The 12,934-nt window shown below is 75.7% G+C and carries 11 protein-coding genes and 1 pseudogene; 2 read left to right on the top strand and 10 right to left on the bottom strand.

What is annotated here, in order from left to right:
- The 6 genes from PYV61_RS11540 to yjjX form a co-directional block, all read right to left on the bottom strand.
- A partial coding sequence (locus tag PYV61_RS11540) for a hypothetical protein (protein WP_275831563.1) occupies positions 1–497 on the bottom strand: 497 nt, incomplete at its 3' end.
- A gap of 92 nt (positions 498–589) precedes the next feature.
- Positions 590–1,861 (bottom strand): serpin family protein, encoded by a 1,272-nt coding sequence (locus PYV61_RS11535; RefSeq protein WP_275831561.1) that lies wholly within the window; start codon positions 1,859–1,861, stop codon positions 590–592.
- A 47-nt stretch (positions 1,862–1,908) separates the two neighbouring features.
- Positions 1,909–2,484 (bottom strand): DUF4864 domain-containing protein, encoded by a 576-nt coding sequence (locus tag PYV61_RS11530; protein ID WP_275831559.1) that lies wholly within the window; start codon positions 2,482–2,484, stop codon positions 1,909–1,911.
- 184 nt (positions 2,485–2,668) lie between these two features.
- Positions 2,669–3,670 (bottom strand): hypothetical protein, encoded by a 1,002-nt coding sequence (locus tag PYV61_RS11525; RefSeq protein ID WP_275831557.1) that lies wholly within the window; start codon positions 3,668–3,670, stop codon positions 2,669–2,671.
- Between the two features lie 41 nt (positions 3,671–3,711).
- A complete protein-coding gene (locus tag PYV61_RS11520) occupies positions 3,712–4,974 on the bottom strand; it encodes a 4-hydroxy-3-methylbut-2-enyl diphosphate reductase (RefSeq protein ID WP_275831555.1) in 1,263 nt (420 codons plus the stop codon).
- 96 nt (positions 4,975–5,070) lie between these two features.
- Positions 5,071–5,619 (bottom strand): inosine/xanthosine triphosphatase, encoded by a 549-nt coding sequence (yjjX, locus tag PYV61_RS11515; RefSeq protein WP_275831553.1) that lies wholly within the window; start codon positions 5,617–5,619, stop codon positions 5,071–5,073.
- A gap of 83 nt (positions 5,620–5,702) precedes the next feature.
- Between yjjX and PYV61_RS11510 the strand changes: the two genes are divergently transcribed.
- Positions 5,703–6,392 (top strand): CGNR zinc finger domain-containing protein, encoded by a 690-nt coding sequence (locus tag PYV61_RS11510; RefSeq protein WP_275831551.1) that lies wholly within the window; start codon positions 5,703–5,705, stop codon positions 6,390–6,392.
- 21 nt (positions 6,393–6,413) lie between these two features.
- On the opposite strand, the gene PYV61_RS11505 is transcribed toward PYV61_RS11510, so the two are convergent.
- Positions 6,414–7,064 (bottom strand): sigma-70 family RNA polymerase sigma factor, encoded by a 651-nt coding sequence (locus PYV61_RS11505; protein WP_275831549.1) that lies wholly within the window; start codon positions 7,062–7,064, stop codon positions 6,414–6,416.
- Positions 7,065–7,154: 90 nt separating this feature from the next.
- A complete protein-coding gene (locus tag PYV61_RS11500; protein WP_275831547.1) occupies positions 7,155–7,871 on the bottom strand; it encodes a TetR/AcrR family transcriptional regulator in 717 nt (238 codons plus the stop codon).
- Positions 7,872–8,063: 192 nt separating this feature from the next.
- Here PYV61_RS11500 and PYV61_RS11495 point away from each other — a divergent pair, with 192 nt between their 5' ends.
- A complete protein-coding gene (locus PYV61_RS11495; protein WP_275831545.1) occupies positions 8,064–9,380 on the top strand; it encodes a phospholipase D-like domain-containing protein in 1,317 nt (438 codons plus the stop codon).
- 79 nt (positions 9,381–9,459) lie between these two features.
- Here PYV61_RS11495 and PYV61_RS11490 read toward each other — a convergent pair whose 3' ends face one another.
- Both PYV61_RS11490 and PYV61_RS11485 read right to left on the bottom strand, forming a co-directional pair.
- Positions 9,460–12,153, bottom strand: coding sequence for a DEAD/DEAH box helicase (locus tag PYV61_RS11490; RefSeq protein WP_275831543.1), 2,694 nt, complete (start codon positions 12,151–12,153; stop codon positions 9,460–9,462).
- Positions 12,154–12,296: 143 nt separating this feature from the next.
- Positions 12,297–12,934: pseudogene (locus PYV61_RS11485) on the bottom strand (hypothetical protein); the annotation flags it as partial.

Raw genomic sequence — 12,934 nt, 5'->3', positions numbered from 1 at the left:
CCGAGTCCCGCGGTCAGCGCGGCGGCGGCCAGCGGGCGCGCCGCGTCGAGCGCCAGCCGCGCCCCCGCGGCGTCGTCCTGCACCCCGCGCGACCAGCCCAGCAGCGTCCCGCCGGGGTGCAGCGCCGCCCACCGCGCGTCCGGGTCGCCGCCGCGCTTCAGCAGCACCTCGTGCTCCACCAGCCCCGAGCCGCCGCGCTCCAGCGCCTGCGCCGCCTCGCGCCCGAACGCGCGCTCGACGTGGTCCAGCGCCCCCTCGTCGGTCGCGAGCCGCACGGCCACCACGAACCGCGACGTGTCGGCGGCCCGCTCGAGGATCCCGCGCGCCGCCAGCGCCTCGGCGGCGCGCGCGACCAGCGCCCCGCGCGGCGGCGTCAGGTCGGCGTCGGCCAGCGGCCAGAGGCGCCCGAGCGACAGGAAGAACAGCGCGCCCGCGACCAGCGCGAGCGGCCAGAGCCACGCGTCGCGCGCCGCGCGCGCGGGGACCGCAGGGGGCATGGAGCACACGGAATCGGGGACGGAAGGCCCCGTGCCCCCCGTCCCCGAACGTTCCGCGGTCGCGCCCCGCCGCCGCAAGGGCGGCGGCCCGGTCACGGGATCGCCGGCACCTTCCCGACGAACAGCAGCGCCCCGGTCGCGCGCTCGCGGATCGCGAAGGCGAACGCGCGGTCCACCCGCACCTCCGGCGGCGCCGACACGATGCCGATCCCCACCGTCGTCACGGCCCCCGCCTCGGTGCCGCGCTCGTTCACGCTGACGAACGCCTTCTGCTTCACGAACTCGATGAAGAGCTTCCGCCCGAGCGCCGACGACATCCCGCTGAAGTCGGCCCGGCCGCCCTCGAACGCGACGCCCATCCCGAGCGCGGTCAGGACGTCCCGCCACTCGTCCTCGTACGTGAGCGCGAACTTCGGCATCGACAGCATCACGTCGCGCGGGCGCAGCGAGTCGACCACCTGCTGCCAGCGCGCCGGCGTCAGCGACTCCACGAGCTGGTCGAGCGTCCGCCCCTGGCCGGGGAGCAGCACCGTCATCGCGAACCGCCCGCCGCCGTACGGCAGCTCGACCGCCTCCGCCGCCGCGTCCTTCCAGTGCGGGAAGGTGTGGCGGCGCGACATCAGGTCGACCTGCTGCGTCGAGCCGTCGGCGCGGGTGAACGGCGCGCGCCGCGTCGCCGCCGTCTCGAACGGCGCGGTCCACGCGCCCTTGAAGTACAGCGCGTTCAGCAGGAACATCGCCTGGTCGCCGGCGCGCACCTCGTCGAGCACCCGCTCGATGCGGCCGGCCGTGCGCTCGCGCGCCCAGCCGTTCACCCGCGCGAGCGTCGCCGGCGCGTCCTTGAAGTCCACCCCCTCCACCGTCGCGTCGAAGTAGAAGCGCGTGGTGTCGAGGAACGGCCGGTCGAACGACAGCGCGCGGTCGAAGAAGATCGCGTTGGCGTTCCCGAACGTCACCGCGGTGTCGGCGGTGGCCAGGCGGTAGGCCAGCAGGCGGTGGCTCTCGTTCACCTCGGCCAGCGTGCGCCCCGAGGTCCCGAGCGCGCGCTGCATCGCCTCCAGCGTCTCGCCGCGGGCGCCGTTGAGCGTCATCCCGAGCGCCGCCGACGCGCTGTACGGCGAGATGAAGAACGTGCGGCCGGCCCGGCGCCGGCTCACCTCGCGGAGCAGCGCGAGGCTGAAGTCGTTGGTGGCGGCGACGGTGCGCGACTCGGCGGCCGTCAGCTGCGCCGGCGGCGGCGAGCCGTTGGGGATGCGCGGGCCGCTGTCGACGGGGGCGGGCGACTCGCCGGCGTCGACCGGCGAGTTGCCGGCGCAGGCCACGGCCAGGAGCGCGAGGGCGGGGAGGAGGAGGGTCGGGCGCATGCACCTCCTACCCCGCCCCGCCCCGCCCCGTCACTCCGCCGCCCGCCTCACTCCGCGAGCTGGGGCGCCGCGAGGCGGCTGGGCGGCTCGCGCGTCACGCGCTCGGTCATCCAGCAGTCCTTGAACGGCCCGTCGCTCTGGCGCGACAGCGTGAAGGTGTAGGCCACCCGCGCGCCGTCGGCCGCGGTGACCACCACGCGCTGCGTGGCGTGGTCGCCGTCGACCCGGATCGCGCCGCGCTCGGCGCGCCGGTGCCCGAGCAGCGGGCGGTAGGCGCCGTCGGCCACCACGTCCTCGAAGCGCTCGACCGAGCCGATGACGGCGCGGTTCGCGGGCGCGGTGAACGCGTAGGCGACGTCGAGCGCGGACGTCGGGAGCCGTCCCTCCACGCGCGAGAACGCGTCGAGAACGATCGCGACGACGGAGTCGGGCGCCAGCGTCGGCGCCGGCGCGGGGCGGGCGGCGAGCGCGTCCTGCGCGCGCGCGGCGGCCGGCGCCACGGGGAGGGAGAGAAGCATCAGCGCCGCCGCCAGCGTCCGCGCGAGACGCGCCGGGACCGGGCTGGGGAGGACGCGTGCGGCGCGAACGAACGGCTGGTTGCGCATGGTCGGCTCGGTGCTCACGGGACGCGGGCCCTGCGACGCGCCGGCGGTCGCCGGCGGGGTCCGCGTGCCCGCCGGCACGGCCCCGCCCTCCCCTAGTGCAGACTCCCGGCCACGCGCGCCGACGGGTGGCGGCCTCCATTTCGATCGCGTCGCGTACTAAATCGGACGTCGCGCACGCGCACCGCCGCCGCCGCCCGCCGCGTCACCCCGGCGCCGCGCGCCGCCGGGCGCGCCACCGCAGCGTCCACGCGCGCGTCTCCCCCGGCGCGAGCCACGCCGCCGCGGCGCCCGCGCGCAGCGCCGCGTCGAGCGCGTCCCCCGCGCCGATGCACGGCTCGAAGGCGAGGTTGTGGTACCCGGCGCGCCCCGCGAACGGCGACCACCCGCCGTGGTTCAGCCACACGCCGAGGTGCGGCACCTCGCGCGGGTCGACCTCGACCTCCAGCCGCGCGCCGTCCTGCTCCACCGCCAGCCGCACCGGCCCGACGCGCGGCGTCGGCAGGTCGAGGAAGAGCTTGCACGCGAACGGCGCCGCGCCGCGCGCCGGGACGGTGAAGTCGCGCGCGGCCCCGCCCGAAGCGTCGCGCACGCGCAGCACCGGCCAGCGGTGCTCCGCCCCGTCGCCGCCGAGGTCGACGCCGTGCTGCGCCCACACGCGCACGCGCGCCGCCACCGGCAGGTCGAGCCGCGTGTCGGGCGTCAGCGGGAGCAGCGGGTGCGACGACCACAGGAACGGCATCGGCACGTCGCCGCGCGACTCGAGCGCGTAGCGCATGCACACCGCGCCGTCCGGCTCGATCGTCACCGCGCGGGTCAGCGCGTACGGCATGCGCCGCCCGCGCCAGCGCGTCACCAGCTCGGGCGCGCGCCCCGCGCCCTCGACGCGCTCGGTCGGCGCGTACTGCGACCACAGCTCGCCGTGGTCGGGGAGCGCGAGCCCGCCGAAGCCGCGCACGTCGGCGGGGAGCCGGCAGGCGCCCACCGTCGGCAGGCACTCGTCGAAGCCGCCGGTGTCCGCCAGCTCGACGTACGACGCGGCGTCGTCGGCCGCCAGCCGCTCGTCGGGCGCCGACCACGGCAGCACGTCGCTGGTCCAGAGCCACTCGCGCCCGGCGAGCCGGAGCGAGGAGATCTTGCCGCCTAGCGTCGGGACGATCTCGACGCGGGCGCCGTGCGCCTCGAGGAAGACGGGAGCGAACGCCATGGGGCGCCCGCCAGCGCACGACTCGCGCCGCGCGCCGGCGCTCAGGCCGCCGGCGCCGCCTCGACCAGCGCCGCCGCGTCCACCCCGCGCATCGCCAGCAGCCGCGCGACCGTCTCGCCGATCTTGCTGTTGGGCGTGCTCGCGCCGGCGGTCAGCCCGACTCGCACGGGCCCGTCGGGGAGCCAGCCGGCGGCCTCGGCCTCGGCGTGGTGGGGGCCGGCCGGGCGGTAGCGCACCGTGCGCCGCGCCACGTCCAGCGCCTCGGGCGACTCGATGTGGTAGGTGCGCACCCGCTCGGCGCACAGCGCCGCCAGCGAGATCGTGTTGCTCGAGTTGTAGCCGCCGATCACCAGCATCACGTCCAGCGACTCGTCGAGCAGCGCCTTCACCGCGTCCTGCCGGTCCTGCGTCGCCGAGCAGATGGTGTCGAACGAGCGGAAGTTCTCGGCGCGGTACGCGGCGCCGCGCGCGCGCTCGATCGCCGCGCCCACCTCGTCGGCGATCGCGATCGACTCGCGGGCCAGCATCGTCGTCTGGTTGGCGACGCCCACGCGCGCCAGGTGCACGTCGGGGTCGAAGTCGGGCGACGCCGACTTGGCGAAGCGGGCCAGGAACGCCGCCCGGTCGCCGCGCCCCTCGACGTAGTCGCACACCAGCCGCGCCTCGGCCATGTCGCGCACCACGAGGTAGCGCCCGCCCGCGAACTTCTGCACCTGCGACGCGGTGGCGCGCGTCTCCTCGTGGTAATGCTTGCCGTGGATGAGCGCCGTGAAGCCGTCGCGCGCGTACGCCTCGACCCGCTTCCAGACGTTCAGCACCGACCCGCACGTCGTGTCGACGACCACGCAGCCGAGCGCGCGCAGCACCTCGAAGTCGCGGATCGTCACGCCGAACGCGGGGAGGATGACCACGTCGGCCGGGCCCACCGGCGCGTAGTCGAACGCCGGCAGCGCGTCGCGCGCCCCCGGGGCGTCGAGCGGGGTGGCGGCGAGGAACTCGACCCCCATCTCGCGCAGCCGCGCGTTGACGTGGGGGTTGTGGATGATCTCCCCCGCCAGCCAGACGCGCCGGTCGGGAAACTTGTGCCGCGTCTGGTAGGCGTAGTCGACCGCGCGCTCGACGCCGTAGCAGAAGCCGAACTCGCGGGCGAGGCGCACCGTGATCCCCCCGGCCGCGAGCGTGTAGTCGCGCGCGCGCAGCAGGTCCACCAGCCGGCCGTCGTAGTCGGCCGCCAGCGTGGCCTGGACCTCGGCCTTGAGGCCGAAGCCCTTGCGGACGTACAGGTTGGAGTCGAGGGTCGCCATGGGATGCAATCTAACGGTCCCGGCCCCCCCGGACGGGCCGGCCGGACCATGACGGGCGCGGCGCTGCGACATGGCGCACCAACGCCGCGCCCCCCGTCAGAGGTCCCAGCCGGCGGGCGCCAGGAACGGGGCCAGCGCGTACGCCAGGATCACCTCGTACGCCTGCCGCCGGTCGACGAGCCCCGCGGTGAGCACGGCCACCGCCCCGCCCCGGTGCTTGGTCCCCCGCTCGCCGGTGAGCGCGTCGATCGCGTGCGCCAGCTCCTCCCCCGCGCGCAGCCGCCGGGCGACGGCGGCCGGGAGCGGCATCGCCATCGAGCCCCCCACCCCCTCGACGCCCGCCGCGTCCACCACGGCCGCCCAGGCGCAGCTGCGCACCGCGCCGTCGGCCTCGGCGACCACGCCCCCCTCGAAGCCGACCCCGAGGTCCGCGTCGAGGGCGCGGAGCGCGGCGCGGGCGCGGGCGACGGCGCCCCGGCGCGTCTCGTCGTCCCCCCACGGCTGGTCGGGGACCCCCGACGCGACCGCCACGCCCACCACCTCGGCGCCCGGCGCGACGCGCGCCAGCACGGCGCGCGCGGCGGCGACCTTCACCGGGTTCGTGGAGCCGACGGCGACGCGGCGGACGGACGAGAGGTCGGGCATGGCGGGATCGGCGGGGGGCTGTCGGAGGGGCGCGGGCGGCCGTGCTTGCCGGCCCCGTGACCCCGCTCTATGCTAGCCCACCCATGACGAGCGCGCCCATCCTCCTGTCGTCCGCGCCCCGGCGCGACGGCGCGATGCCCGCGGCGGAAGGGCGCGCGCACGAGCCGGCCTGGCTCGCCTTCGTGAACACCGACGACGGGCGCCGCGACGAGCTGCGGCGGGCCGACGGACGCCGCGCCGACGTGCTCACCGACTTCGACGCGTTCGTCGACTGGCTGCAGGAGAACGACGTCGTCGACGCCGAGCGCGCCGCGGGGATCCGGCGGCGCGCCTACCAGCAGCCGGCCGGCGCGGCGGCGTCGCTGGTCGACGCGCGGCGGGTGCGGGCGGCGCTGCGCGCGCTCGACGAGCGCGGCCAGGCGTCCGAGCGCGCGCGGGTCGACGCGCTAGCCGAGATCAACCGCGTGCTGGGGCGCAGCGCGGGGACGCGGCGCGTCGAGCCGCGCGCCGACGGCGGCTACGCGCGCACCTTCGTGACGGTGGGCGACGCGTTCGCCGCGCTCATGGTCCCGATCGTCGACTCGGCGGCCGATTCGCTGATCGGCGGCGAGCTGGCGCGCGTGCGCCGCTGCGCCGACCCGCGCTGCGCGCGCGTGTTCCTCGACACGACGAAGAACGGCCGCCGCCGCTGGTGCGACATGGCGACGTGCGGGAACCGCGCGAAGGCGGCGCGGCACCGGGCCCGCCATCATCCCCCGGCCGCGCGGCCCTGAACCCGCTGCGGGGCTGCGGCGTCAGGCCGCCGTCGGCGCCATCTTCAGGTATCCCATCTCGACGGCGTAGTTCGACAGCTTGCGCTGCAGGATGCGCCGCCCGCGAAACAGGCGCGACTTCACCGTCCCCTCGGGCACGCGCAGCACCTCGGCGATCTCGGCGTAGCGCAGCCCCTGCACGTCGCTCAGCACGACCGCCGAGCGGTACTCCTCGGGGAGCGCGTCGATGGCGCGCGTGATCTCCTCGTCGAGGAAGGAGTCGTAGAACGTCCCCTCGGGGTCCGCGTCGCCGATCGCCTCGTGCGCGCTCCAGCCGTCGCTGTCCTCGTGCGGCTGCACCTCGCGGGCGTCGATGCGGCGCTTCCGGCTGACGAAGACGTGGTAGAGGATGGTGAACAGCCAGGCGCGGATGTTGGTGCCGAGCCGGTACTGCTCCCAGCGCTCGAACGCGCGGAGCAGCGTGTCGGACACCAGGTCCTCGGCGTCGTCGCGCGCGCGGGCCAGCTTCAGCGCGAAGCTGTAGAGCGCGTCCAGGTGCTGCAGCGCCTCCTGCTCGAAGCGCGCCCGGCGCGCCGTGCGGTCCAGCGTCGGCTCGGCCGGCGCCGCCGCCGGGTCCACGACGTCCGCGGCCCCCGCGTCCGTGGCCGTCGCGACGATTCCCTCGCTCGTCACCATGATCTCCCCCACCCCGCCTGCCTCAGGTCGCGACGCCGCGGTCCGCTCAGGGTGGGCGGACCGGTGAACGCCGCGTGCTGCTCCCCCTCAACCCCGCGCCGACATCACGGCCAGATCGGGCGACGCGTCGCGCGGCGCCGCCGGGGGCGCCGCGGGCGGCGCCGGGATCACCGACGCCGCCCCCACCCCGCCCCCCGCGCCGGCGCCGAGTACCACCGCCGGCTCGCGGACGTGCATCGCGACGAAGCGCTTCAGGTCGTACGCGATGGCGCGGAGCGCGTCGGCGTCCCGGTCGACGCGCGCCACCAGCATCGCCCCCTCGAGCGTCGCGATCACGAAGCGGGCGAGCCGCCCCGTGTCGACCTCGTCGTGCAGCTGCGGGCGCGCCTCCCAGAGGAGCGACTGCAGCTGCGCCGACCACCGCGCGAACACCACCTCGATGCGCTTGCGGAACCCCTCGTGCGCGTCCGCCAGCTCGGCGGCCAGCGTCCCGAAGAACGAGCCGCCCGTGCACCCGCGCGCGACCTGCAGCGCGACCAGCGTGTCGATGAAGAGGACCAGGCGCTCGAGCGGGTCGATCATCGGCTCGCGCAGGATCGCGAGGCCGCGCTCGGCGAAGCGCTCGAACTGGCGGTTCAGCACCGCGTAGCCGAGCTCCTCCTTCGACTTGAAGTAGTGGTAGAAGTGGCTCTTGCCGCTCAACCGGGACTCGCGGATCACGTCCTCGACGGACGTGGACGCGTAGCCCTGGTGGCTGATGAGATGCGCGGCGGCATCCACGATCTGGGAGCGGCGGTCGGTCACGGCGCCAATATTAGGACCGATCGGTCCTAACGTCAAGAGCCCACATAAGTGCTTGCATTAGAAGGGCTTGCGCTTTCGAGCGAGGCGGCGGGCATTCGATGGCTTGGACCGGGCGGTCCGAATCGCGGTCGAGCCCGCCGGCGACGCTGGCGCGGATCTCGCCCGAGGCCGCCAGCGAACCTGCCCCCCTCCATGACCTGGATCGCCTACCTCGCGCTCGGGCTCGTCGCGCTGCTCGTCCTCGTCTTCGCGATGATCGGCGCGCTCTACGTCACCCGCGGCGCGCCCGTGCGGCGCGTGCGCACCCCCGGCGACGACCGGCTGCCCGGCGCCCGCGATCCGGCGTTCCGCGCCACCGTGGAGCTGCTCACCAAGACCGAGCTCCGCCCCGGCCACGCGGTCGCGCTCTTCGACTGCGGCGACGCCCTCTACCCGCGCCTCTGGGAGGACCTGCGCAACGCGAAGCGCTCGATCACCCTCCAGCTGTACTACTGCCAGCCGGGGCGCATGGCCGACGAGTTCGCGGCGATCGTCCTCGAGCGCGCGGCCGCCGGCGTCCGCGTCCTCTTCCTCCGCGACGCCTTCGGCTCGGCGCCGATCCCCGACGAGTACTGGGAGCGGCTGAAGCGCGGCGGCGTGCGCGTCGCCGCCTTCCGCCCCACCCGGCCGTGGGAGCTGCACAAGGTGCAGCATCGCTCGCACATCCGCGTCGTCACCGTCGACGGGAAGGTCGGCTACACCGGCGGCTTCGGGATCGACGACAAGTGGTACGGCGACGGGCGCCACCCCGACCAGTGGCGCGACACGACGGTGCGCTTCGTCGGGCCGGCGGTGCTGCAGCTGCAGGCGACCTTCGCCGCTGGGTGGGCGGAGGCGACCGGCGAGCTGCTCGCCGGCGACGCCTTCTTCCCGCTCGACGAGGCCGGGGAGCCCGAGCCCGCGCGGCGCGCCGGCGAGGACGCGTGGGCGGGGCTGCTGCACTGCGCCCCCACGCTCGGCAGCACGCCGGCCGAGCGGTTCATGGCGCTGTCGATCGCGGGGGCGCGCGAGCGGCTGTGGATCAGCAACTCGTACTTCGTCCCCGACGGCCACTTCTGCGGGATGCTGGTCGACGCGGCGAGGCGCGGGGCCGACGTGCGCATCCTCACCCCCGACCGCAACAGCGACGTCAAGACGACCTACTGGGCCGGGCGCACGCAGTTCGAGGCGCTGCTCGGCGCCGGCGTGCGCATCTTCGAGTACGAGGCGGCGATGATGCACGCCAAGACGCTCGTCGCCGACGGCGCGTGGGTCGCGGTGGGCACGAACAACTTCGACAACCGGTCGATGGTGTTCAACGACGAGACCGTGCTCATGGTGCACGACGGCGAGGTCGCCGCGGAGCTGGAGCGGCTGTTCACCCAGGACGTGCGCTACGCCCGCGAGCTGCAGCTCGACACGTTCCGCCATCGCCCCACCCGCGAGCGCGTCGTCGAGCGCGCGGCCTCGCTGCTGGCGCGCTGGCTCTAGGGACGCTGCGGGCTGCGGGCCGCGGAAGAGCACCATGTCTTTCCGCAGCCCGCAGCCCGCAGCCCGCAGCCCGTCCTTCTCAGCCCCGCCGCCGGCGCCCCGGCTTCCCCCGCCCCGGCGAGCCGCCGCGCCCCCCGCCGGGACGCGGCCGCTGCGGCCGGCCCATGGCGCGGGCGTGGGCGTGCTCGTCGCGCGGCCGGCCGCCGCCGTCGCGCGGGCGCTCGTGGCGGTCCTGGCGCTCGTGCACCTCGTCCGGGGTCCAGGGCAGGTCGAGCTGCGCCTGCAGGTCGTCGAGCGTCTCGGCGCGCACGGCGCCGCGCTGCCCGCGCGTGACGACGAAGCGCACCGGCCGGTCGAGCGCCGGCAGCTCCTCCTCGACCAGCGTGCGCGCCAGCTTCTCGGGGAGGCGCAGCCGCACCACGCCGAGCGGCGCGCCCGCGGCGTCCTCCTCGACGTCGTACTGCAGCTCGACGTCGCGCCCGCGCACGCTCGCCACGTCGGGGAGGTCGGCGTAGCGCGCCCGCTCCTCGGCCGGCACCAGCGCGTCGAGGTCGAGGCGCAGCGGGCGCGCGCGGAACTCGTCGAGCGACGTCACCCCCTCGAGCTGCGCCTCGTACAGGTCGGCCAGCTCCTTCATCCCGAGCTTCGCGGTGCGCCCGCCGGAGCGGCGCCAGACCTCGCGCACCTCCTCGACCGCGCGCTCGTTGCGCCGCACGCCGGCGTGGCGCGCCTCGCCGCGCGCCAGCGCCTCGGCGAGCACGCGGCGCGCCTGCGCCTCCAGCTCCCCCGACCACTCCGAGAGCGCCTCCAGCTCGCGCTCCAGCTCGAAGCCGAAGTACTCGACGCGGCGCGTGAGGACGAGCGTCTTGCGGCGCGCGTCGTAGTCGAGCCGCGCCTCGCCGCGGTGCGCGTACTTCCGCAGCAGGTCGGGCGGGACCTGCGTCCCCTCGATCGACGCGCGCGGGATCCCGAAGCGGTCGGCGAAGTAGCGCAGCGTCCCCGCGATCGCCCCCCAGCTCCCGCACACGCTCGTCTTGGAGACGCGCGCGTTGTCCCCCCACGCCGTCTCCTCGTCGATCACGAGGTCGAAGGGCATGTAGCGCGCGAGCAGGTCGGCGAAGCGGCGGTGCACGCGCTCCCCGGCCCACGGCATCGACGTCGGCAGCGCGAACCCCACCGAGCGGTACACGCTCGCCATCGCCAGCGCCGCGTCCTCGATCGACTTCACGAGCACGCCGCGCCGCTCGGCCCACCGCTCGATCTTCTCGGCGTCGAACAGGTGGCGCGGCAGCCCGTACACCTCGCCCACGTACCCCGCCTCGCGGTACGCCTCGGCGTACAGGTTGTACGCGGTCAGGTGGTCGCTGCCGTGCACCACCAGCCCCTCGAGGTCGCGCTCCTCGCGCGTCATCCGGTGCAGGCTCTCGACGCTGCTCATCACCGCCAGGAAGGGGAGCAGCTCGTCCTCGGCGTTGACGACCAGCTCCGCCCACGCGCGCTCGACCGGCAGCGCCTCGACCGCGCGCCCGTACGGCGACAGGCGGCCGGCGTCGTCGACCACGTGGCGGTCCTGTAGCCGCTGCAGCGCGCGGCGGTACGAGGCGCGGTCGAGCGGCACGGGGAGGTCCAGCTCGTCCGCGCGCACGCCGAGCGCCGCCGCGGTGAGGGCGACGCGCTCGGAGTCGCCGGCCAGCTGGAACTCGGGCTCCGTGGGCCGCAGCGTCGCGAAGTCGATGTCGCGGTCGCTGAGGATGAACACCCGCCCGCCCTCCACGCGGCCGTGCACGCGCCCCGCCATCTGCAGGATCTCGTTGGCGCCGAGGTGCAGCCGCGTCAGCACGTTGCGCCCGCGCTCGACCACGTTGGCGAAGCGCGTGTCGTCGATGACGACGGTGTCGAGCCCGCGCACGTTGAGCGCGCTCTGGCCGGCGGCCGTCATCGCCAGCACGTACGGGCGCGCCTCGCCCCCCTCCAGGAACGGGCGGATGACGCGGATCGGCTCCCCGCCGTGGTAGTACGCCGCGTTGATGCGCGGGAAGCGCACGCCCACGTGCTCCGCGGCCTGCTCGACCATCGCGCGCGTGGGGAGGAAGACGCCGACGCCGCGCTGCGTCTTCTGCACCCCGGTCAGGAACTTCTCGTCGAGGAAGTCGACGGGCCCCTTGTTCACGACGACGACCTTGGCCGCCTTCTTCGGGTCGAACGAGTAGACCTCGAGGACGTCGCCGGAGTTCAGGTAGCGCGCGTAGAAGGTCGGGTCGACGGTCGCCGAGAGCCAGATGAAGCGGCAGCCGACGCGCTTCCCGAGCGCGAGGCACAGCTCCAGCTCGGCCGACGTCTGGTGGATCTCGTCGACGATCAGCGTGTCGGTCGGCAGGATGTCGCCGTCCTGGAACCACCGCCGCGCGATGCCGGTGGTGACGATGACCACGTTCCACGTCGGCGTCTCGGGCGTCGCCTCGCGCTCGCGGTTGATCACCCCGACGCGCAGCGGGAGCCCGACGATCTCCTCGGCGATCGGCCGGATCGCCAGCGTCTTGCCCGTCCCGGTGCCGGCGACGATCCCGAACCCCTGCCCGCCCCGCGCCAGCTCGCGCACCCGCGCGCCGTGGTGCGTCTCGAGGTAGGTCTCGAGGTGGAGCCCGACGGCGAGCTCGATGGTCTCGCACGCCGCGCGCGTGGGCGCGATGACGATCACGCGCCCGGTCGGCGGCTCGGCGGCCACGAAGGCGTCGTGGTCGGGCGGGAGGTAGCGGTCGATGGGGGTGCGCACGGCGGGGGAAGATGCAGAACGGGCGCCAGGGGCGAAAAGGGCGGGAGTCGCTACTGCGGGAGTCGAAACAGCGGGAGTCGTCACGGCGCACTGCGCCGTGACGACTCCCGCTCTCATGACTCCCGCCGTCGCGACTCCCGCCGTCAGCGGCCCAGCAGCTTCACCCTCCGCCCGTTCCTGAAGATCTCCACCCGATCCGCCACCCCGTCCGCGTCCCGGTCGGTCCACGCCTGGAGCAGCGCGTTCGTGTTCGCGTCGTACCACATGATCCGGTACGGCGTCCCGCCGGCGCGGCCGCCGCTGGGGCGGGCGACCACCTCGGCGGTCCCGAGCCAGCGCAGCGCCTCGCGCGAGCCGCGCCCGCCCTGCATGTCGGTGCCGGCGCGCATCGACGGGAGCTCGGTCGGGTAGGGCGCGGAGGCCTCGGCGGCGTAGTCGTCGCAGCGGCCGTCGCCGTCGAGGTCGCGGCAGACGGGGGCGCCGAAGCGCGGGTCGTCGCACCAGCCGTCGCGGTCGCGGTCGAGGCAGGTGCCGTTGGCGCGCCCGGGCGGCGGGTAGTCGCCGGTGTTGAAGTAGCGCGGGTCGCCGCCGGGGGGGACCACGACGGCGGTCGTCCCGCCGGCCCCGGTGCCCCCGACGACGGCGGCGCCGCGCACCTGGGGCGCGCGGCCGCGCACGGCGTCCTCGTAGCCCGCGCGGTAGCCGGCCTCGTACTCGTCGGCCGGGTCGTCGTCGCGGTCGAACGGGCGCGCGCGGTCGCCGCGGGGGGGCGCCACGCGCG

Source organism: Roseisolibacter sp. H3M3-2 (genome assembly GCF_029211165.1).
GTDB lineage: Bacteria > Gemmatimonadota > Gemmatimonadetes > Gemmatimonadales > Gemmatimonadaceae > Roseisolibacter.
The sequence above is the reverse complement of the archived record's forward strand: the minus strand, read 5'-3'. Positions and strand labels throughout refer to the sequence as shown.